Raw genomic sequence first — 19,856 nt, 5'->3', positions numbered from 1 at the left:
ACACCATCACGGCCCACATAGTCCACACACAGATCCAGCATGTGCGCGCCCTCACGGATCTGATCCCGGGCCATCTCCACACAGTCGTCCCAACGGCCCTCCAGCATGGCCTCACGGAACTTCTTCGACCCGTTCGCGTTCGTCCGCTCACCGATCGCCATATACGAGGTGTCCTGCCGGAACGGCACCGTCTGATACAACGACGCCGCACCCGCCTCCGGCTGCGGACTACGAGCCGTCACCGCGCTGCCCCGCACCCGCTCCACCACCTGCCGCAGATGCTCCGGTGTCGTGCCGCAGCAGCCACCCACCAGCGACAGCCCGTACTCCCGCACGAACGTCTCCTGCGCATCCGCCAGCTCCACCGCCGACAGCGGATAATGCGCCCCGCCCTTCGTCAGCACCGGCAGACCCGCGTTCGGCATGCACGACAACGGAATCCGCGCATTGCGCGCCAGATACCGCAGGTGCTCACTCATCTCCGCCGGACCCGTCGCACAGTTCAGACCGATCATGTCGATCCCCAGCGGCTCCAACGCCGTCAACGCCGCACCGATCTCCGAACCCAGCAGCATCGTGCCGGTGGTCTCGACCGTGACGGAGCAGATGAGCGGGACGGTGACGCCGAGGGCCTCCATGGCGCGGCGGGCGCCGATGATGGAGGACTTGGTCTGCAGGAGGTCCTGGGTGGTCTCGACGAGCAGCGCGTCCGCACCACCGGAGATCAGACCCTCCGCGTTGACCTGGTAGGCGTCACGGATCTGCGCGTAGGTGATGTGGCCCAGCGTCGGCAGCTTGGTGCCCGGCCCCATGGAGCCCAGGACCCAGCGCTGCCGGCCGGTGGAAGCGGTGAACTCGTCCGCCACCTCGCGGGCGATCCGGGCGCCGGCCTCCGACAGCTCGAAGTTGCGCTCGGGGATGTCGTACTCGGCCAGGGCCGCGTAGTTCGCACCGAAGGTGTTCGTCTCGACGCAGTCCACACCCACCGCGAAGTACGCCTCGTGGACCGAGCGGACGATGTCGGGACGGGTGACGTTCAGAACCTCGTTGCAGCCCTCCAGCTGCTGGAAGTCCTCCAACGTCGGGTCCTGTGCCTGGAGCATCGTTCCCATCGCTCCGTCGGCGACGACCACGCGGGTCGCGAGCGCCTCCCGGAGGGCATCGGCCCGGCTCTGGGTGTCTGCGGGCAGGTTCGGCAACGAGGCCATGGTTGTGCTCCCTGGGCTGCGACGGCTGTCGGCTTTGCACCCTCTGTGTCAAGGGTGCACGCGGTCAGGGTAACCGCGCGGCGGCGGACCCGGTGAGGGCGTCCCACGTGGCGGACTGCATTCTTTCGCTGGGGCGGCGCCGGAGCCTGTCGGCAGCCTCGTGCGTGCGGCGTGGGTGCCTCGTGGGAGGGTGCGTCTGGCGCGCCGCACCATGGAGCCACCCAAGCATGCACGAGGTCGGCATCGACCGATAGTGTTCAGCATTGTCGAACTACGTCAGCAGGAGGCTGCGCGATGGCACGGAACATCCAGTCGCTCGAACGAGCCGCTGCGATGCTGCGGCTCCTGGCCGGCGGGGAACGCCGACTGGGCCTCTCGGACGTCGCGTCCTCCCTGGGCTTGGCCAAGGGCACGGCGCACGGCATCCTGCGCACGCTGCAGGCCGAGGGCTTCGTGGAGCAGGATCCGGCCTCCGGGCGCTACCAGCTGGGCGCGGAGCTGCTGCGGCTGGGCAACAGCTATCTGGACGTGCACGAGCTGCGGGCGCGTGCGCTGGTGTGGACGGACGACCTGGCGCGGGCGAGCGGCGAGAGCGTGTACGTGGGCGTGCTCCACCAGAGCGGGGTGCTGATCATGCACCACGTGTTCCGGCCGGACGACAGCCGGCAAGTGCTGGAGGTGGGGGCGATGCAGCCGCTGCACTCCACGGCGCTGGGCAAGGTCCTGTCGGCGTACGACCCGGTGGCGCACACCGAGGCCCTGGACGGGGAGCGCGAGGCCTTCACGCCGCGCACGGTGACCGACGCGGCGGGTTTCGAGGGGGTCCTGGACCTGACCCGGGCGCGCGGCTGGGCGGCGGACGTGGAGGAGACCTGGGAGGGGATCGCCTCGGTGGCGGCGCCCATCCACGACCGGCGGAGGATGCCGGTCGGGGCGGTGGCCGTGGCGGGCGCCGTGGAGCGGGTCTGCGGGGAGTCCGGGGAGCCGCACGCGGCTCTGGTGGCGTCCGTACGGGACTGCGCGCGGTCGGTTTCCCGCGATCTCGGCGCGGGCCGGTTCTGAGCTTGACCTGATCCATTCGGTCCACCCGATGGCCGCTTCGCGTGCCGTTCGGGTGGACTTTGTCGTATTCCGATCACCCATTGGCCTGATTTGGGCGATCGTACCGAGTGGTAACGATCCGGTTCTTGACCTGGTCAGGCCTTGACGCGTTCTTCACCCAGGCGGAAAACTGCCGTTCATCGGTCGGCATTGTCGAACACCTACCGGCAATACGCGTTAGGGTATGGCGAGGCCATGGACCGGTGAAGCACTCACCGAGTGTGCGGACCACCGGAGGGACCCGGTGTCCACCCACCCCTGGACGTAAGACAAAGGAGTCGCGGGTGTCCAGCTCCGACATCTTCATCGGCGAGACCATCGGTACCGCCCTGCTCACACTGCTCGGCGGTGGCGTCTGCGCCGCCCTCACGCTCAAGAGCTCCAAGGCCCGCGGCGCGGGCTGGCTCGCGATCACCTTCGGCTGGGGCTTCGCGGTCCTGATCGCCGCCTACGTCTCCGCGCCGCTCTCCGGCGCGCACCTCAACCCGGCGGTCACCGTCGGCATCGCCGTCAAGACCGGCGAGTGGGGTGACGTCCCCGTCTACTTCGCGGGGCAGCTGCTCGGCGCCATGCTCGGCGCGGTCCTGATGTGGATCACCTACTACGGCCAGTTCCGGGCCCACCTGGCGGACCCGGAGCACATCCGCGACGCCAAGCTCGGTCCCGAGGACCCGCACCCGCACGACGTCGCCGGCCCGGTGCTCGGCATCTTCTCGACCGGCCCGGAGATCCGCAACGTCGCCCAGAACCTCGCGACGGAGATCATCGGCACCTTCGTCCTCGTCCTGGCGATCCTGACCCAGGGCCTCCAGGACGGCGGCAAGGGCCTCGGCGTCATCGGCGTCCTGATCACCTCCTTCGTCGTCGTCGGCATCGGCCTCTCGCTGGGCGGTCCGACCGGATACGCCATCAACCCGGTCCGTGACCTCGGTCCCCGCATCGTCCACGCCCTGCTCCCGCTGCCCAACAAGGGCGGTTCGGACTGGGGGTACTCCTGGATCCCGGTCGCCGGCCCGCTCGTCGGTGCCGCGCTCGCCGGCGGTCTGTACAACATCGCGTTCGCCTGATCAGCTTCGGCCGCGCTCGTAAGATCCGCATCGCCCTCCTGATTCCGCCTACTCAACAGACCTGCCAGGAGCAGCCATCATGACCAGCAGCACCGGCCCCTTCATCGCCGCGATCGACCAGGGCACCACCTCCTCCCGCTGCATCGTCTTCGACCGCGACGGCCGGATCGTCGCCGTCGACCAGAAGGAACACGAGCAGATCTTCCCGAAGCCGGGCTGGGTGGAGCACGACGCCGTCGAGATCTGGACCAACGTCCAGGAGGTCGTCGCCGGCGCCATCGCCAAGGCCGAGATCACCGCCGCCGACGTCAAGGCCGTCGGCATCACCAACCAGCGCGAGACCACCGTCCTGTGGGACAAGAACACCGGCGAGCCGGTGCACAACGCGCTCGTCTGGCAGGACACCCGCACCGACTCCCTGTGCAAGGAGCTCGGCCGCAACGTCGGCCAGGACCGCTTCCGCCGCGAGACCGGCCTGCCGCTGGCGAGCTACTTCGCGGGCCCGAAGGTCCGCTGGCTGCTCGACAACGTCGAGGGGCTGCGCGAGCGCGCCGAGGCGGGCGACATCCTCTTCGGCACCATGGACTCCTGGGTCATCTGGAACCTCACCGGCGGGGCCCAGGGCGGTGCGCACGTCACCGACGTCACCAACGCCTCGCGCACCATGCTGATGAACCTGCACACCCTGGCCTGGGACGAGAAGATCGCGGAGTCGATGGGCGTCCCGCTCAACGTGCTCCCCGAGATCAAGTCCTCCGCCGAGGTCTACGGCCACGTCAAGGAAGGCGTCCTCGCCGGCGTCCCGGTCGCCTCCGCGCTCGGTGACCAGCAGGCCGCGCTCTTCGGCCAGACCTGTTTCGCCGAGGGCGAGGCGAAGTCCACCTACGGCACCGGAACGTTCATGCTGATGAACACCGGCGACAAGATCATCAACTCCTACAGCGGCCTGCTGACCACGGTCGGCTACCAGATCGGCGACCAGAAGCCGGTCTACGCCCTGGAGGGCTCGATCGCCGTCACCGGCTCGCTCGTCCAGTGGATGCGCGACCAGATGGGCATGATCAAGACCGCGGCCGAGATCGAGACCCTCGCGCTCTCGGTCGAGGACAACGGCGGCGCCTACTTCGTGCCGGCCTTCTCCGGCCTGTTCGCCCCGTACTGGCGCTCCGACGCCCGCGGTGTGATCGCCGGCCTCACCCGGTACGTCACCAAGGCGCACATCGCCCGTGCCGTCCTGGAGGCCACCGCCTGGCAGACCCGCGAGATCACCGACGCCATGACCAAGGACTCCGGCGTCGAGCTGGCGGCCCTCAAGGTCGACGGCGGCATGACCTCCAACAACCTGCTGATGCAGACCCTCTCGGACTTCCTGGACGCCCCCGTGGTGCGCCCGATGGTCGCCGAGACCACCTGCCTCGGCGCCGCCTACGCCGCCGGCCTGGCCGTCGGCTTCTGGCCCGACACCGACGCCCTGCGCGCCAACTGGCGCCGCGCGGCGGAGTGGACCCCGCGGATGCCCGCCGACCAGCGGGACCGCGAGTACAAGAACTGGCTCAAGGCCGTCGAGCGGTCCATGGGCTGGATCGACGACGAAGACGCCAGCTGACGCACCAGCTGAGTCAATCGACGAGGAGCTGAAAGAAATATGAGCACCCTGCAGAGCGTCCCCACCCTGGGTACGCACCCGACTTCCGGTGCCAACGCGAGCCGCGCGGAGACCCGCGAGCAGCTCTCGAAGGCCACGTACGACCTGCTGGTCATCGGCGGTGGAATCCTGGGCACCTCGGTGGCCTGGCACGCCGCGCAGTCGGGTCTGCGGGTTGCCATGGTGGACGCCGGCGACTTCGCCGGCGCCACCTCCTCGGCCTCCTCGAAGCTCGTCCACGGCGGTCTGCGCTACCTGCAGACCGGTGCGGTCAAGCTGGTGGCGGAGAACCACCACGAGCGGCGGGTGCTGGCCAAGGACGTGGCCCCGCACCTGGTCAACCCGCTCACGTTCTACCTGCCGGTCTACAAGGGCGGTCCGGTGGGTGCGGCCAAGCTGGGCGCGGGCGTCTTCGCCTACTCCGCCCTCTCGGCCTTCGGTGACGGCATGGGCAAGGTGATATCCCCGGCCCGTGCCGTCGCCGACAACCCCGGCCTCAAGACGGACAACCTGAAGGCCGTCGCGGTCTACTACGACCACCAGATGAACGACTCCCGCGTCGCCGTGATGACGGTCCGCGCGGCCGTCGAGTCCGGCGCGGTCGTCCTCAACCACGCCGAGGTCACCGGCCTGCGCATGACGCGCGGCCGGGTCTCGGGCGCCGAGCTCAAGGACCGCCTCGACGGTACGGAGTTCGGGGTCGACGCGCGCGTCGTGCTCAACGCCACCGGCCCGTGGGTGGATCACCTGCGGCGCATGGAAGACAAGCACGCGATGCCGTCGATCCGCCTCTCCAAGGGCGCGCACATCGTCATGAAGCGCAAGTCGCCGTGGAAGGCCGCCATGGCCACCCCGATCGACAAGTACCGCATCACCTTCGCCCTCCCGTGGGAGGACCAGCTGCTGCTCGGCACCACCGACGAGGTGTACGAGGGCGACCCGGCGGACGTGCGCGCCACTGAGAAGGACATCCAGCAGATCCTGGACGAGGCGGCGTTCTCCATCAAGGACGCCGACCTCGACCGCTCGCTGATGACGTACGCCTTCGCCGGTCTGCGCGTGCTGCCCGGCGGTCCCGGCGGCGTCGAGAAGGCCAAGCGCGAGACGGTGGTCTCCGAGGGCGCGGGCGGCATGCTGTCGGTGGCCGGCGGCAAGTGGACCACGTACCGCCACATCGGCCGCGTGGTCATGGACAAGCTCGCCAAGCTCCCCGGCAGCCCGCTGACCGAGGACATGGAGCCGGTGAAGTCGCTCGTGCGCCGCGTCCCCCTGCCCGGTGTCGCCAACCCCAACGCGGTCGCGCACCGCCTGCTGGTGGACCGCGAGCCCGGCACCCGCATGGACCCGCTCACCGCGCGCCACCTGGCCTCCCACTACGGCTCCCTGGCCTTCGACATCGCCCGCCTGGCGAACGAGGACCCGGCGCTGGCCGAGCGCATCCACCCGGACGGTCCGGAGATCTGGGCGCAGGTCGCCTACGCCCGTGACAACGAGTGGGCCGAGACGGTCGACGACGTGCTGCGCCGCCGTACGACGGTGACGGTCCGCGGCCTGGACGACGAGGCCGTACGGGCCCGTGTCGAGGAGATGCTGAACCGCAAGGCATAGCTCGTACGCAGGTGGGGAAGAGGGGCGGTTCCGAGGGGAACCGCCCCTCTGTCGTGGGCTGTGGCCGACGTCCCACAAAGGCTTAGGCTGGCCCACGTAGGCGAGGAACTTCGGAAGGAGACCTGGGTGATCGAGCTTGAGGGCGTGCCCGAGCTGATCGACCCGGTCATGGTGGCCGCGTTCGAGGGCTGGAACGACGCGGGTGACGCCGCCTCCGGTGCGGTGGCGCACCTGGACCGGGAGTGGAAGGGCGAGGTCTTCGCGGCGCTGGACGCCGAGGACTACTACGACTTCCAGGTCAACCGGCCGACGGTGTGGCTGGACAACGGGGTCAGGAAGATCACCTGGCCGACGACGCGGCTGTCGGTGGTCCGGATCGGCGGCGCGAAGCCGCGCGACCTGGTGCTGGTGCGGGGCATCGAACCGTCCATGCGGTGGCGGTCGTTCTGCAACGAGCTGCTCGGCTTCGCGCACGAGCTGGGCGTCGAGATGGTCGTCATCCTGGGCGCGCTGCTCGGCGACACCCCGCACACCCGGCCGGTGCCGGTGAGCGGGGTCACCTCGGACGCGGACCTCGCGCGGACGATGGACCTGGAGGAGACGAAGTACGAGGGCCCGACCGGGATCGTGGGCGTCCTCCAGGAGGCCTGTACGCACGCCGGGGTTCCGGCGGTCTCGCTGTGGGCCGCGGTGCCGCACTACGTGTCCCAGCCGCCGAACCCGAAGGCGACGCTGGCGCTGCTGAACCGGCTGGAGGACCTGATCGACATCCGGATCCCGCTCGGCGAACTGCCGGAGGACGCCCGGGCGTGGCAGCTGGGCGTGGACCAACTGGCCGCCGAGGACAGCGAGGTGGCGGAGTACGTCCAGACGCTGGAGGAGGCGCGGGACACCGCGGACCTGCCGGAGGCGTCGGGGGACGCGATCGCCCGGGAGTTCGAGCGGTACCTGCGGCGGCGGGACCCGTCCGCCGGGGAGCAGCAGGGCGACGGCTCGTACCTGCGGGACACCTCCAGCGGGCTGACCCGGCCGCCGCGCCGCCGCCCGGACCCCTCCGGGGAGGAACCCCCGGCCCCGCCAGAGGAACCGGGCGACTCCCCCGAGCCCCCGTCGGCATAGCGCTCCGGGGGCGGGGGGCCGCTGCGCGGGCCGGTCCCCTGCCCGCCCTGCATCCGTTCTCGCCGCGAACGCCGGCGGGGCTGGATTTTCCCGCCCCGTCGGCGTTCGCGGCGCGGGGTCCGGGCGGAGCCCCGGGGAACGGGCGAAGGGCGGGCCGGGGACCGGCGCCGCAAGCAAGGGTCCGCCCTGGCCCGGGCACGGCGATGCCCCCGGAACCGACGGAGTCCGGGGGCATCGGCGGCAGTGCTACAGCGCCACGCCCAGCAGGGCGTCCACCGTGCGGGAGACCAGGCCGGGGGCCGACTCGTCGTCGCCGTCGGAGGCGTTCTGCGCGTCCGCCCAGGCGTCCACCGCCGCCAGCGCCAGCGGGGCGTTCAGGTCGTCGGCCAGGGCCGCCCGGACCTCCTCCACCAGCTCCTCGGCCGGCAGGCCGTCCGGGCGGGAGACCGCCGCGCGCCAGCGCGCGAGGCGGGCCTGCGCCTCGGTGAGGACGTCGTCGGTCCACTCCCAGTCGGCCCGGTAGTGGTGCGCGAGGAGGGCCAGGCGGATGGCCGCCGGGTCCACCCCGGCGCGCCGCAGCGCCGAGACGAAGACCAAGTTGCCCTTGGACTTCGACATCTTCTCGCCGTTCAGGGCGACCATGCCCGCGTGGACGTACGCCTTGGCCATCGGGAACTCGCCCGTCAGGGCCTGCGCGTGCGAGGCGCCCATCTCGTGGTGCGGGAACGCCAGGTCGGAGCCGCCGCCCTGGATGTCGAAGCCCATGCCCAGGTGGTCCAGGGCGATGGCCACGCACTCGATGTGCCAGCCGGGCCGGCCGGGGCCCAGGGAGGCGCCGTCCCAGCTCGGCTCGCCCGGCCGTGCGGCCATCCACAGCATCGGGTCGAGGGGGTTCTTCTTGCCCGGGCGGTCCGGGTCGCCGCCGCGCTCGGCGGACAGCGCCCGCATCGCCTGGGCGTCGAGGTGGGAGACCCCGCCGAAGTGCGGGTCGGACTCCACCGAGAAGTAGACGTCGCCTTCGAGCTCGTACGCGGCGCCCGCGTCACGGAGCCGCTCGACCAGCGGCACGATGCCGGGTATGGCCTCGACGGCGCCGATGTAGTGCTGCGGCGGCAGCATGCGCAGGGCGGTCATGTCCTCGCGGAAGAGGGCCGTCTCGCGCTCGGCGAGCTCGGTCCAGTCGTGCCCGTCGCGCAGCGCCCGCTCCAGCAGCGGATCGTCCACGTCCGTGACGTTCTGGACGTAGTGGACCTGCCGCTTGTTGTCGAGCCACACGCGCTGCACGAGGTCGAACGCGTTGTAGGTCGCCGCGTGACCGATGTGGGTCGCGTCGTACGGGGTGATCCCGCAGACGTAGAGGCGGGCGACGGGACCGGGGGCGAGGGTGATCGTCCCCTGGGTCGCGGTGTCGTGGATCTGGAGGTCGCGGCCCTTGCCGGGCAGGGCGGGGACCTCAGAAGCGGGCCAGGCATGCATGGTTCGAGCCTAACCGGACGAGTGTTCCGCGAACGAATGGGACCAGCACTGTTGGCTTGATCGGCACTCTTGCGGTCTGGCCGGTTCTGTGCGTCCCGTCCCACCGGGCGCCTGGCCTGCTCAGACGGGTGGCCAGGGGATCGCCGGCCACTGCCCGGACGGCTGCGGGTGCCTGCCCTCGCGCAGCAACTGGGCCACGCGGGCCCGTACGGCGGCCAGCTCGACGGGGGTGATCAGCTCGGCCAGCCGGGTGGCGAGCCCCGCCCCGTCGGCGAGCTGGGTCTCCAGCGAGGAAAGTACCGACCGGGCCTCCGGGGTCAACGGCTCCCCCGCCCAGCCCCACAGCAGGGTGCGCAGCTTGTCCTCGGTGTGGAAGGTCACTCCGTGGTCGATCCCGTAGAGCCGCCCGTCCGGCGCGGGCAGCAGGTGGCCGCCCTTGCGGTCGCCGTTGTTGATCACCGCGTCGAGGACGGCGAGGCGGCGCAGCCGGGGGTCGTCGGCGTGCACCAGGAGGGCGGTGCGGCCCTCCCCGACCTCGGCCAAGGCGACCGGCTTCCAGCCCTCCCCCGCCTCCTCCCCCTCGACGAGCGCGAGCAGCCCGGGCTCCGGCGGTTCTCCGGCGTCGATCCAGTGCTGGACCATGCCCTCTCCGTACGGGCCGTCGCGCAGCACGGTGGTGGGCACCAGCCCCCACCCGGTGGCCTCGGAGACCAGGTAGGCGGCACGCTCGCGCCGGGCGAGGTTCCCGTCGGGGAAGTCCCACAGGGGCCGCTCGCCCTTGACGGGCTTGTAGACGCACTCCACGCTGCGCCCCTCGTGGGCGACGGTGCACAGCAGGACCGCGTTGGAGGCCTCGGCGATGCGGCCGCGGACGGTGAGCTCGCCGCGGGTCAGCAGCTCCTCTATCGGGATCACCTCGCTCACACCTGGCGCCGGTACCCGTTCTGGCGGGGGCACACGTGGCCCTCGGGGTCGAGGGGCAGGCTGCACAGGGGGCACGGCGGGCGGCCCGCGTTGACCACGTCGAGCGCCCGCTTGGCGAAGGCGCGGGCCTGGGCGCCGGAGAGCCGGACCCGCAGCATCGGCGGGCCGTTCTCCTCGTCCTGGAGCAGGCGCTCCTCGGCCTCGGCGAGGTCCTCCTCGGAGTCGGCGTCGAGTTCGACGAGCGCCTGGGCCTCGACGATCATCCGCTGCTCCTCGCCGTCCCAGGCGAGCGCCATGGTGCCGACGCGGAACTCCTCCTCGACGGGGACGTCCAGCGGTGCGGTGTCGGACGCCTCGGGCGAGGCGACGGCCGGGACGGGCGCGTTGCCGCCGGTCCGCCGTACGACCTCGTCGAGCAGTTCGTCCATGCGCTCGGCCAGCGCCGCGACCTGGGTCTTCTCCAGGGAGACGCTGGTGACGCGGGCGCCCGCGGAGGCCTGGAGGAAGAAGGTGCGGCGTCCAGGCAGACCGACCGTGCCGGCCACGAAGCGGTCCGGGGGGTCGTAAAGGAACACCTGACGGGGCACGACCGGTCTCCAAGTCTGAGGCAGGGGCAGGGCTGCGCACGTGTTGCTGGCCCTGCCACCCTACTGCGCCGTTCGATCAGGCCGCGCCCGCGCCGCCGCCCACGACCGCGTCTGCGCCGCCCTCGGCGTCGGACCCGTCGGAGGCGGCCGGCTGCGGGACCAGCGCGGCGAGGTCGCCGGTGTCGCCGAGGCGCAGCAGGAAGGGCCGGGTGGCGGTGTAGCGGATGGCGGTGACCGAGCAGGGGTCGACGTGGATCCGCTGGAAGAGGTCGAGGTGCATGCCGAGGGCGTCGGCGACGAGGGACTTGATGATGTCGCCGTGGGAGCACATGAGGAAGACGGCGCCGACGCCGTGCTCCTCCTCGATCCGCGTGTTCCATTCGCGTACGGCGTCCACGGCGCGGGCCTGCATGGCGCGCATGGACTCGCCGCCGGGGAAGGCGGCGGCCGAGGGATGCTGCTGGACGATCTTCATGAGGGGTTCGTCGACGAGTTCGGAGAGCTTGCGGCCCGACCAGTCGCCGTAGTGGCACTCGCCGATCCGCTCGTCGGTGTGCAGGGGCAGCCCGGGGCGGGCAGCGAGCAGCGGGGCCAGGGTCTCCTGGCAGCGCTGGAGCGGGCTGGAGACGGCGGCCGCGAGCGGGATCCCGTCCAGCCGGCCGGGCAGTGCGGCGGCCTGCCCGGCGCCGTGTTCGTCGAGGGCCACTCCCGGGGTCCATCCGGCGAGCAGTCCAGCGGTGTTGGCGGTGGACCGCCCGTGTCGTACGAGGATCAGCGTGGCCATGCATGCAGGGTATGCGGTGACGTCGGCGTGCGGGCGAGCGCGGGTGGGGCAGAATGCCCGGCGTGATCGTCGACTGCGCGTTGTACCGGGACGGCCGCCGCTCGGAGGCGGCCGGGGACTTCTCCGAGGCACTGGAGGAGGCCCGGGCGCACGGTGACGCCTTCGTGTGGGTCGGCGTGCACGAGCCGACGCCGGAGGAGTTCGACCGGGTGAGCCGGGAGTTCGGCTTGCACCCGCTGGCGGTGGAGGACGCGCTTTCGGCGCACCAGCGTCCGAAGCTGGAGGTGTACGACGACTCGCTGTTCGTGGTCCTCAAGCCGGTGGTCTACGACGACGACGCGGACACGGTGACCGCCGGCGAGTTGATGGTGTTCATCGGCGACGCCTTCGTGGTCACGGTCCGGCACGGCGAGGGGGCCGCGCTGGCGGCCGTGCGGCACCGGCTGGAGCAGGAGCCGGACGTGCTGCGGCACGGTCCGACGGCGGTGCTGTACGCGGTGTCGGACGCGGTGGTGGACCACTACATCGAGGTGGCGGCGGAACTCCAGGCGGACCTGGAGGAGCTGGAGGCGGAGGTGTTCGCCCCGAACCCCAAGGCCTTCAAGAACACGGCCGCCCGGATCTACGGCTTCAAGCGGCAGGTACTGGAGTTCCGCCGGGCGACGAGCCCGCTGCTCCAGCCGATGGACCGGCTCGCATTCGGGGACGTGCCCTTCGTGCACGGGCACGCCCAGCCCTTCTTCCGGGACGTCGCCGACCACCTGACGAAGGCCAGCGAGTACATCGAGGGGCTGGACCGGCTGCTGTCGGACGCGCTGGCCGCGCACCTGGCGCAGATGGGCGTCCGGCAGAACGACGACATGCGCAAGATCTCGGCGTGGGCGGCCATGGCGGCCGTTCCCACGATGGTGGCGGGGGTCTACGGGATGAACTTCGAGCACATGCCGGAGCTCAGGCAGTCCTGGGGCTATCCGGCGGTGGTGGTGCTGATGGTGGGCGTGTGCCTGGCCCTGCACCGGATGTTCAAACGGCGCGGCTGGCTCTGATGCGGCCGGGCGGCTGGACCCGGGCGGCTAGGCGCCGGCGAAGCCGTGGGAGGCCGTGCCCGGTACGCCGCCCAGCGGGTTCGTGCGCTCCGGGGGGCGGAGGCCGACCATGCGGTGCCAGCCGCAGAAGCGCTCGTACCCGTACACCGCGCGGATTCCGGCGGCGAGCGCGGCGGCCTTGGGCGCGGGCCAGCGCAGCAGCCGGCCCATGTGCTCCATGACGGCCAGGCTCACGTCGCGGTAGACGGCGATCTCGGCGAGGGCGCTCTCGCGCAGGACCCGCTGGATGGTCCGGCCGTGCCCTTCGCGGGCGAGACGCAGCAGTTCCTCGTGGCAGTAGGCGAGGTGGTTGTCCTCGTCGTGGCTGATGACGCGGACGGCCTTGCCGACCTCGGGGTGGTCGCCGAAGTGGCGCAGCAGCATGACCATCTGGTCGGCGGCCCGCTGCTCGGTGACCCGGCTGTGGGCGAGGTAGACGACGATGTCCTCCTCGCGCAGGGCCTCGTCGCGGCGCAGTCTGTCGTGGGCGAGACCGATGCCGCGGCGTTCCAGCAGCATCGTGTAGTCGGTCTCGGGGGGTACGGGGACGGCGGGCAGGCCGCGCTTGCGCAGCAGGGCCTGGAAGATCCGGCCGTGCTTGTCCTCGTCGGCGCCGTGCCGGGTGATCTTGGGGGCGAGGTCGCGCATGCCCTCGGGTACGAGGGCGGCGATCCGGGCGTTCTCCCAGCCGCCCTGGGACTCCCCGCCGGCGGCGATGGAGCAGAACAGCTGGAAGGAGTCGTCGTGGTCGACGATCTCCTGGAACAGGCTGCGGACAGAGAGCATGCGACGAGTCAAATGCGGATCGATCGGGCGGGCAACCGAGGGGGCGCCGCAGTCGGCCGAATGAACGAAACCGACGGACCCCCGGCGGGGCGTAACCCCGGGGGCGGGCCCGGCGTTGTTCGCTGTGTCGGCCGTGGCGGGGAAGACCCCCCGAGCCCCCACCACGGCCGCTGACCTTCTTCACCCGCCGTCCGCACCACGCCCGCCGGGCTCCGTCCGGCGGCGCCGGGGGCCCGTGCGTCAGGCGAGACCGGCGATCTCCAGAGCCTCGGTACCGGCGCGCAGGGCGGCGATCCGCTCGTCGAGGGTGAAGCCGGCCGGGGCCAGCGTGAGCGTGGTGACCCCGGCCTCGGCGTAGGCGCGCATCCCGTCCGCGATCCGCTCCACGGAGCCGAGCAGCGTGGTCGAGTCGATCAGCGAGTGCGGGACCGCGGCGGCCGCCCCGTCCTTGTCGCCGCCCAGGTACTTGGCCTGGATCTCGGCGGCCTCCTTCTCGTAGCCCATGCGCTGGGCGAGCTGGTTGTAGAAGTTCTGCTTGGCGCTGCCCATGCCGCCGACGTACAGGGCGGTGTAGGGGCGGAACACGTCGGCGAGGGCGTGGACGTCCTCGCCGAGGGCCAGCGGCACGGTCGGGCAGACGTCGAAGCCGTCCATCGTCAGACCGGCCTTCTCGCGCCCCGCGCGGACGTGCCGCAGGGCCGTCTCCTCCAGGTGCTCGGCGGCCGGGAAGATCAGCAGGGCGCCGTCGGCGATCTCGCCGGTCTGCTCCAGGTTCTTCGGCCCGATGGCGGCGATGTAGAGCGGGATGTGCGGGCGCTCGGGGTGCACGGTCAGCTTGAGCGGCTTGCCGGGACCGCCGGGCAGCGGGAGGGTCCAGTGCTCGCCGTCGTGGCTCAGCCGTTCGCGGGACATGGCCTTGCGGACGATCTCCACGTACTCGCGGGTCCGGGCGAGCGGCTTGTCGAACTTCACGCCGTACCAGCCCTCGGAGACCTGCGGGCCGGACACGCCGAGGCCGAGGCGGAAGCGGCCCTTGGTGAGCGAGTCCAGGGTGGCGGCGGTCATCGCCGTCATCGCCGGCTGGCGGGCGGGGATCTGGAAGATGGCCGAGCCGACGTCGATCCGCTCCGTCTGGGCGGCCACCCAGGCCAGTACGGTCGCCGCGTCGGAGCCGTAGGCCTCGGCGGCCCAGCAGACGTCGTAGCCGAGGCGGTCGGCCTCCTGCGCGACGGCGAGGTTGTCGGCGTCCATGCCCGCGCCCCAGTAGCCGAGATTGATGCCGAGCCGCATGTGTCGTCCCCTTACGAAGGTGCCGGTTTACCGATCAGTAACGTGGGTCTGCGGGGGACTGTAGCGCGCCCCACGGCCCCGCGTCAGCGCCCCAGTAGTCTCAGCGCTCATGGAGCAGAGGCATCTCGGCCGCACCGGACTGCGCGTCTCCCGGATCGGCCTCGGCACCCTGACCTGGGGCCGTGACACCGGCGAGGAAGCCGCCGCCGAGCAGTTGAAGACGTTCTGGGAGGCGGGCGGCACGCTCGTCGACACGGCCGACGTGTACGGCAACGGGGAGGCGGAATACCTCCTCGGGCAGCTGGTGGGCTCCCTCGTACCGCGCCGGGACCTGGTCATCGCGACCAAGTCGGGCAGCGTCCCCGACCCCGACCGGCGGTTCGACGGCTCGCGCGGGCACCTGCTGAGCGCCCTGGACGACTCCCTGGACCGGCTGGGCACCGATTACGTGGACCTGTGGCAGGTGCACGCCTTCGATCCGCGGACCCCGCTCGAGGAGACCCTCCAGGCGCTGGACCTGGCCGTGGCCAGCGGCCGGGCCCGGTACGCGGGGGTGTCCAACTTCAGCGGCTGGCAGCTGGCGAAGGCCGCCACGTGGCAGCTCGCCGCGCCGGGGACGCGGACCCGGCTGGCCTCCACCCAGATGGAGTACTCGCTGCTCCAGCGGGGCGTCGAGCGCGAGGTGCTGCCGGCGGCCCGGGACCTGGACGTCGGCCTGCTCCCCTCCTCGCCGCTGGGCCGGGGGGTGCTGACGGGCAAGTACCGCGACGGGACCCCGGCCGACTCCCGGGGCGCGTCGCCGTCGCTGGCCGCGCTCGTGGAGCCGTACCTGGACGAGGCGGCGGGCCGCATCGTGGACGCCGTCGTCACGGCCGCGCAGGGCCTCGCGGTCACCCCGCTCCAGGTGGCGCTGGCCTGGATCCGCGACCGGCCGGGGGTCACCGCCCCCATCGTGGGCGCGCGGACGTCGGCGCAGCTGGGGGCGGCACTGTCGGTGGAGGCCCTTACTCTTCCGGAGGAGATCCGCCGGGCGCTGGACGACGTGTCGGCGCCCGTGCACCGCTACCCGGATCAGGACTGGAGCACGCTGTGAGTACGGCCCCCGACCCCGCCACCCCCGCTGCCGCGGAGGACCCGTACGAAGCCGCCCCCGCCCACCCCCGGGACGGGGCCCCCGACACCGTGGACGCACCGGACGGGGCGGACGCCGAAACGCCGGAGGGCGCGGAGGCCGCCGAGGGGCCGGACGCGCCGGAGGGCGCGGACGGGCCCGACGCGCCGGGTGGGGGGCCGGGGGCGGAGCCCGCGGACGCCGGGGGGGACGCGGCGGTGGAAGACCCCGCCGGGACCGCCTCGGAGCTCGCGACGGAGCCCGCCGCGGGCCAGGACGCCGACGCCACCGCACCCGCCGCGCCCGAGCTCACCGAGGCCCAGGCCGAGCTCGCCGCGCAGAAGGTCGAACGCGAGCGCATCGCCCGCCGCAAGGCCGAGCGCGAGGGCCCCGTCGACGCCGGCGGCAAGCTCAGCGGCAAGGCCGCCGACCTGCTGGCCGCCGTACGGGCCGTGGAGAGCGGCGCCCAGGCGGCCCCCGTCTACTTCGACGAGGCCCCCGCCGCGCCCCGCAAGGCCGCCCCCGCTCCCCCTCGGCCCCGCCCGGCGGCCGCCGCGCCCGCGCCCGCCCCCACCGCCGGGGACATCGGCGCCGTCGGGGCCGTGCTCGCCCGCGGCGGCGCTCCCGAAACCCTGGCCGGGCAGGCCGCCGAGGCCCTCGGCGAGGGCGCCGCCGAGCAGCTCGCCGAGGACCCCTGGCGGCTCCTCGCCGTCCCCGGGGTCCGCCCGACGCAGGCCGACGGCTTCGCGCAGGCCCTGCTCGGGCCCGCGGCGGGCCCCGCCGACGAACGACGCGGCGCCGCCCTCCTGAACTGGCTGCTGGACCAGGCCGCCCTCAAGGGGCACACCGCCTTGGAGGCCCCGGTCCTGGAGAAGGCCCTGGCCCAGTACGGGGTGCCGGCCCCCGCCGACACCCTGGAGGCGGCCATCGGCGAGGGCGCGGTGCTGGTGTTCCACGAGCCGCTGGGCCCGCCCGCCGGTGAGGACGAGGAGCAGCCCGTAAGGATCCTCGTGGGCCTGGAGGAGTACGCCCTGGCCGAGGAGGCGCTCGCCGACGGCCTGGCCCGTCTCGCGGGCACCTTCGGCGGCCCCGCGGACTGGTCGGCGGCGGCGGCCGGCGCCGGCGCCGAGCTGGTCCGGGCCGCCGCGGGCCACGGTCTGGTCACCCACACCGGCGGGGAGGCCTCCCGCGCCGAGCCGGCGGCCCTGCTCGCGGCCGCCCGGCAGTTGGGCCTGCGGGCCGTGCTGGCCGCTCACGCTCCCGCGCCCGGAACCGTCACGGTGGCCGGCCTGCTCGCGGGTACGGAGGGCCCGGGGCGGGACGCCGACGGCCGCTTCGACCTGGACCTGCTGATCGTCCTGGACGCGCCCCAGCTGGACGTGGAGACGGCGGCCGCGCTGGTGGAGTCCGTGCCGGACGGGGCCCGGCTGGTGCTCTCCGGGGACCCGGGGGTCCTCGGATCCGCCGGACCCGGGCGGGTGTTCGCCGATGTGCTGGCGGCCCGCGCCTTCCCGCAGGTGGTGTCGCGCACCCCGGACCCGGGCCCGGTCGGCGAGCTGGTGTCGGGCATCGGCATCGGGGAGCTGAACCGGGTCGACGCCCCCGGCAAGGAGGTCGTCATCGTCCCGGTGCGGGACGCCGGCGAGGCCGTGCACCGCACCGTCCAGCTGGTCGCCGAGTCGGTGCCGCGGGCCTTCGGGATCCCGGCGGAGGCCGTGCAGGTCATCACCCCGGGCCACGGCGGTCCCGCCGGGACCCGGGCACTGAACGCGGCCCTCAAGGAGCGGCTGAACCCCGGCCCCGGCCGGTTCGCCGGCTTCGACCCCGGCGACCGGGTGGTCCACGTGCCCTCCCCGGGGCGGGCGCTGCCGGCCCGGGTGGTGTCGGCCGACGCGCAGGGGCTGCACCTGGAGACACCGGGCGGGCGGGTCGTCGTACCGCAGGAGCGGGTGGAGGCGCAGGTCCGGCACGGCTGGGCGGTGACGGCGCACCAGGCGGTCGGGACGCGCTGGCCCGCGGTGGTCGTCGTACTGCCCGGGGACGCGGCGCAGACCCTGACCCGGGACTGGGTGTACACGGCGTTCGGGCGTGCCGAGCGGCACCTGTCGGTGGTCCACGGGGTGGAGGAGGCGCTGCCGCGGGCGGTGGCGCAGGGGCTGCCGAAGCCGCGTACGACCCGGCTGACGGGCCTGCTGCGGGCCCTCACGGCCGCGCAGGAGGAGCAGCCGTAGCGGGCCCGCCCGTGCCCCGTCCGCCCTCCGGCCGGAGGGCGGACGGGGCACGGGCGGCGGTGACTCAGGCCGGGGCGAGCCCGGACGCGGCGGCGCTCTCCTCGTCGGCGACGTCCTCGTCGTCCTCGTCGTCCTCGTCGTCCTCGTCGGCGTCGTCGGCGTCGTCGGCGTCGTCGGGATCCTCGTCGAAGACCGAGCTCACGTCGAAGCGGTGCAGTACGTCCTGCGGATCGGTCGATCCGAAGGGGGAGTTGAGCCAGTCCCCCGGTTCCGCGACCTCCTCCAGGGCGGCGATCCAGAGGGTGGAGTCGCCCTCCTCCAGACCGAACTCCTTGTAGCGGGAGGCGATCTCGTCGGGCTCGTACTCCCCGAAGAGGACGCCCAGCGCTCCGGCGGTACCGCCGTCGTCGAGGAGTTCGGCGTCACGGTCGTGGGCGGCGACCCGTTCGGCCTGGGCGACCAGCCGGGCCGGTTCGACGACGGCGTAGTCGCGGCGGATGAGCACGCTGAAGGCGGCGGGCTCGGCGGGGCCGGTGTACGGGACACCGGTCTCGGGCGCGGGGATCTCGAAGGGGGTGACCTCGTCGTAGCGGTCGTAGAGGAGTTCGTCGTACTCCTCGGCCGCGGCGGCGAGTTCGTTGAAGGCGGCGTAGACGGCCGGGTCTTCGTCCCCGATCCTGCTCTCGACCGCGGCGAGGTGACGGTCGAGAGCGGCCTTGACCGCCTCGGCGGCGGCGCGTACCTCGGCAACAGTGGGCAGAGCGGCATCAGACATGGTGCAGACGCTATCCGTAGCGGGCCGGTGCCCGCACAATAGATGCGATGCCGGAATACGAATTCGTCGATGTGTACGTGCCTCGCGGGACCCCCCGCAAGGAGGCCACCCGACTGCTGACCGATCATGCGGAATACGGAAACTGGGAGCTGGACCGCCTGACCCTGTACCGGGACGGCAGCCGCCGCGCGCGGTTGCGCCGCCGGATCATCCGCCAGGTCCGCGCGACCTGGTGACGCGGGCCCCGGGAGCGGGGCCCGCGCCGTGAGGGGCCGTCAGGCGGCGTTGCGGGCGCGCCGGTAGAGCACGGCGCCGGCGAGCAGCAGGCCGCCCGCGAGCGGCACGCCGGCCGTCATGGCGTCACCCGCGCCCGTGGCGGCGAGGACGGGTTCCGTCCCCTGGCCGGGGCGGGTGGCCGGGGCGCCGGGGTTGCCGGGGGCGTGACCGCCCGGAGTGCCGGAATTGCCAGAAGACTGGCCGCCGGGGTTGCCCGGGATATGACCGCCCGGAGTGCCGGGGTTCCCCGGCCGGCCGGGCTCGTCGTCGTCGCACGGCTCCTCGTGCCCACCGCCCGGGTGGCCGGGGTGGCCGGGGTGTCCCGGCTGACCGGGATTGCCGGGGTTCCCGGGCTGACCGGGGTTGCCGGGCTGACCGGGATTGCCGGGGTTCCCGGGCTGACCGGGGTTCCCGGGATTGCCGGGGTTCCCGGGATTGCCGGGGTTCCCCGGCTGACCGGGATTACCCGGCTGGCCCGGGTTACCCGGCTGGCCCGGGTTGCCCGGGTGCTGCGGCTTGCCCGACTGGTTGGCGCAGCGGTTCCCGAAGGTTGGGTTCAGTCCCCCCACCACCGTCACCGTGTTGCCGCACACGTTCACCGGTGCGTCCACCGGCGCCTGCACGTTGTTCCCGGACAGCAGGCCCGGAGAGTTCGAGGCGTGCCCCGACGCACCCGAGTCCGCCTGGGCCTGACCACCGGCGAACGCGAGGACACCGCCCGCGGCCGCCATCGTGATCAACGTCTTCCTCGTGACCTGAACCGGTCGTCGCATCTGTACTCGT

General features: G+C 72.8%; 18 protein-coding genes. 9 read left to right on the top strand and 9 right to left on the bottom strand.

What is annotated here, in order from left to right; all coding sequences use genetic code 11:
- Window positions 1-1,208, bottom strand: a 1,208-nt coding sequence (locus ACFY7H_RS28455; protein WP_388943591.1) for a homocysteine S-methyltransferase family protein, incomplete at its 3' end; no start/stop codon positions are given.
- A 294-nt stretch (window positions 1,209-1,502) separates the two neighbouring features.
- Between ACFY7H_RS28455 and ACFY7H_RS28450 the strand changes: the two genes are divergently transcribed.
- From ACFY7H_RS28450 to ACFY7H_RS28430, 5 genes are all read left to right on the top strand, one after another.
- Window positions 1,503-2,270, top strand: coding sequence for an IclR family transcriptional regulator (locus tag ACFY7H_RS28450; RefSeq protein ID WP_388943588.1), 768 nt, complete (start codon window positions 1,503-1,505; stop codon window positions 2,268-2,270).
- A gap of 323 nt (window positions 2,271-2,593) precedes the next feature.
- Entirely contained in the window at window positions 2,594-3,376 is a 783-nt protein-coding gene (locus tag ACFY7H_RS28445) for an MIP/aquaporin family protein (RefSeq protein ID WP_388943586.1), read from the top strand.
- A gap of 79 nt (window positions 3,377-3,455) precedes the next feature.
- Complete coding sequence (gene glpK, locus ACFY7H_RS28440; protein WP_388943584.1) at window positions 3,456-4,982, top strand: glycerol kinase GlpK; 1,527 nt, start codon at window positions 3,456-3,458, stop codon at window positions 4,980-4,982.
- A gap of 39 nt (window positions 4,983-5,021) precedes the next feature.
- Window positions 5,022-6,629 (top strand): FAD-dependent oxidoreductase, encoded by a 1,608-nt coding sequence (locus tag ACFY7H_RS28435; protein ID WP_388943581.1) that lies wholly within the window; start codon window positions 5,022-5,024, stop codon window positions 6,627-6,629.
- A 126-nt stretch (window positions 6,630-6,755) separates the two neighbouring features.
- Window positions 6,756-7,748, top strand: a complete 993-nt coding sequence (locus ACFY7H_RS28430) for a PAC2 family protein (RefSeq protein WP_388943577.1) — start codon at window positions 6,756-6,758, stop codon at window positions 7,746-7,748.
- A 246-nt stretch (window positions 7,749-7,994) separates the two neighbouring features.
- Here ACFY7H_RS28430 and mshC read toward each other — a convergent pair whose 3' ends face one another.
- From mshC to ACFY7H_RS28410, 4 genes are all read right to left on the bottom strand, one after another.
- Complete coding sequence (gene mshC, locus ACFY7H_RS28425) at window positions 7,995-9,224, bottom strand: cysteine--1-D-myo-inosityl 2-amino-2-deoxy-alpha-D-glucopyranoside ligase (RefSeq protein WP_388943573.1); 1,230 nt, start codon at window positions 9,222-9,224, stop codon at window positions 7,995-7,997.
- Between the two features lie 120 nt (window positions 9,225-9,344).
- On the bottom strand, window positions 9,345-10,181 hold the full coding sequence (locus ACFY7H_RS28420) for an SCO1664 family protein (RefSeq protein ID WP_388943571.1): 837 nt from the start codon (window positions 10,179-10,181) through the stop codon (window positions 9,345-9,347).
- A complete protein-coding gene (locus ACFY7H_RS28415) occupies window positions 10,145-10,735 on the bottom strand; it encodes a DUF3090 domain-containing protein (RefSeq protein ID WP_388943568.1) in 591 nt (196 codons plus the stop codon). Before ACFY7H_RS28415 ends, ACFY7H_RS28420 begins: the two co-directional genes overlap by 37 nt.
- 76 nt (window positions 10,736-10,811) lie before the next feature.
- The gene (locus ACFY7H_RS28410; RefSeq protein ID WP_388943566.1) at window positions 10,812-11,519 is read right to left on the bottom strand and encodes a histidine phosphatase family protein; all 708 of its coding nucleotides are present in this window, start codon (window positions 11,517-11,519) and stop codon (window positions 10,812-10,814) included.
- Window positions 11,520-11,572: 53 nt separating this feature from the next.
- On the opposite strand from ACFY7H_RS28410, the gene corA reads away from it, so the two are divergent.
- Entirely contained in the window at window positions 11,573-12,565 is a 993-nt protein-coding gene (gene corA / locus ACFY7H_RS28405; RefSeq protein WP_388943564.1) for a magnesium/cobalt transporter CorA, read from the top strand.
- Window positions 12,566-12,592: 27 nt separating this feature from the next.
- On the opposite strand, the gene ACFY7H_RS28400 is transcribed toward corA, so the two are convergent.
- Window positions 12,593-13,390: a ferritin-like domain-containing protein gene (locus ACFY7H_RS28400; RefSeq protein WP_388943562.1), complete on the bottom strand. Its 798-nt coding sequence runs from the start codon at window positions 13,388-13,390 to the stop codon at window positions 12,593-12,595.
- A 240-nt stretch (window positions 13,391-13,630) separates the two neighbouring features.
- Window positions 13,631-14,680 (bottom strand): LLM class F420-dependent oxidoreductase, encoded by a 1,050-nt coding sequence (locus ACFY7H_RS28395; RefSeq protein WP_388943559.1) that lies wholly within the window; start codon window positions 14,678-14,680, stop codon window positions 13,631-13,633.
- Window positions 14,681-14,789: 109 nt separating this feature from the next.
- On the opposite strand from ACFY7H_RS28395, the gene ACFY7H_RS28390 reads away from it, so the two are divergent.
- Window positions 14,790-15,773 carry an aldo/keto reductase gene (locus ACFY7H_RS28390; protein WP_388943556.1) on the top strand — a complete coding sequence of 328 codons (984 nt, stop codon included), beginning with the start codon at window positions 14,790-14,792 and terminating at the stop codon, window positions 15,771-15,773.
- Window positions 15,770-18,022, top strand: coding sequence for a helix-hairpin-helix domain-containing protein (locus ACFY7H_RS28385; RefSeq protein WP_388943553.1), 2,253 nt, complete (start codon window positions 15,770-15,772; stop codon window positions 18,020-18,022). Before ACFY7H_RS28390 ends, ACFY7H_RS28385 begins: the two co-directional genes overlap by 4 nt.
- A gap of 64 nt (window positions 18,023-18,086) precedes the next feature.
- On the opposite strand, the gene ACFY7H_RS28380 is transcribed toward ACFY7H_RS28385, so the two are convergent.
- Window positions 18,087-18,797: a hypothetical protein gene (locus tag ACFY7H_RS28380; RefSeq protein WP_388943551.1), complete on the bottom strand. Its 711-nt coding sequence runs from the start codon at window positions 18,795-18,797 to the stop codon at window positions 18,087-18,089.
- A gap of 47 nt (window positions 18,798-18,844) precedes the next feature.
- Between ACFY7H_RS28380 and ACFY7H_RS28375 the strand changes: the two genes are divergently transcribed.
- Window positions 18,845-19,033, top strand: a complete 189-nt coding sequence (locus ACFY7H_RS28375; protein ID WP_388943548.1) for a DUF5703 family protein — start codon at window positions 18,845-18,847, stop codon at window positions 19,031-19,033.
- 39 nt (window positions 19,034-19,072) lie between these two features.
- Here the strand turns inward: ACFY7H_RS28375 and ACFY7H_RS28370 are convergent, their stop codons facing one another.
- Window positions 19,073-19,804 carry a chaplin gene (locus tag ACFY7H_RS28370; RefSeq protein WP_388943611.1) on the bottom strand — a complete coding sequence of 244 codons (732 nt, stop codon included), beginning with the start codon at window positions 19,802-19,804 and terminating at the stop codon, window positions 19,073-19,075.
- Between the last annotated feature and the right edge of the window lie 52 nt (window positions 19,805-19,856).

The sequence above is a fragment of the Streptomyces sp. NPDC012794 genome (genome assembly GCF_042901085.1).
Taxonomy (GTDB): domain Bacteria; phylum Actinomycetota; class Actinomycetes; order Streptomycetales; family Streptomycetaceae; genus Streptomyces.
Note: the sequence above shows the minus strand (reverse complement) of the source record. Positions and strands in the feature narration are given on the sequence as shown.

What these genes read in the sequence shown, in the direction of transcription:
- ACFY7H_RS28395 (WP_388943559.1), bottom strand. Translation starts at nt 14,680, where the DNA reads ATGCGGCTCGGCATCAATCTCGGCTACTGGGGCGCGGGCATGGACGCC.
- mshC (WP_388943573.1), bottom strand. Translation starts at nt 9,224, where the DNA reads ATGCATGCCTGGCCCGCTTCTGAGGTCCCCGCCCTGCCCGGCAAGGGC.
- corA (WP_388943564.1), top strand. Translation starts at nt 11,573, where the DNA reads ATGCCCGGCGTGATCGTCGACTGCGCGTTGTACCGGGACGGCCGCCGC.
- ACFY7H_RS28380 (WP_388943551.1), bottom strand. Translation starts at nt 18,797, where the DNA reads ATGTCTGATGCCGCTCTGCCCACTGTTGCCGAGGTACGCGCCGCCGCC.
- ACFY7H_RS28390 (WP_388943556.1), top strand. Translation starts at nt 14,790, where the DNA reads ATGGAGCAGAGGCATCTCGGCCGCACCGGACTGCGCGTCTCCCGGATC.
- ACFY7H_RS28450 (WP_388943588.1), top strand. Translation starts at nt 1,503, where the DNA reads ATGGCACGGAACATCCAGTCGCTCGAACGAGCCGCTGCGATGCTGCGG.
- ACFY7H_RS28370 (WP_388943611.1), bottom strand. Translation starts at nt 19,804, where the DNA reads ATGGCGGCCGCGGGCGGTGTCCTCGCGTTCGCCGGTGGTCAGGCCCAG.
- ACFY7H_RS28375 (WP_388943548.1), top strand. Translation starts at nt 18,845, where the DNA reads ATGCCGGAATACGAATTCGTCGATGTGTACGTGCCTCGCGGGACCCCC.
- glpK (WP_388943584.1), top strand. Translation starts at nt 3,456, where the DNA reads ATGACCAGCAGCACCGGCCCCTTCATCGCCGCGATCGACCAGGGCACC.
- ACFY7H_RS28400 (WP_388943562.1), bottom strand. Translation starts at nt 13,390, where the DNA reads ATGCTCTCTGTCCGCAGCCTGTTCCAGGAGATCGTCGACCACGACGAC.
- ACFY7H_RS28435 (WP_388943581.1), top strand. Translation starts at nt 5,022, where the DNA reads ATGAGCACCCTGCAGAGCGTCCCCACCCTGGGTACGCACCCGACTTCC.
- ACFY7H_RS28410 (WP_388943566.1), bottom strand. Translation starts at nt 11,519, where the DNA reads ATGGCCACGCTGATCCTCGTACGACACGGGCGGTCCACCGCCAACACC.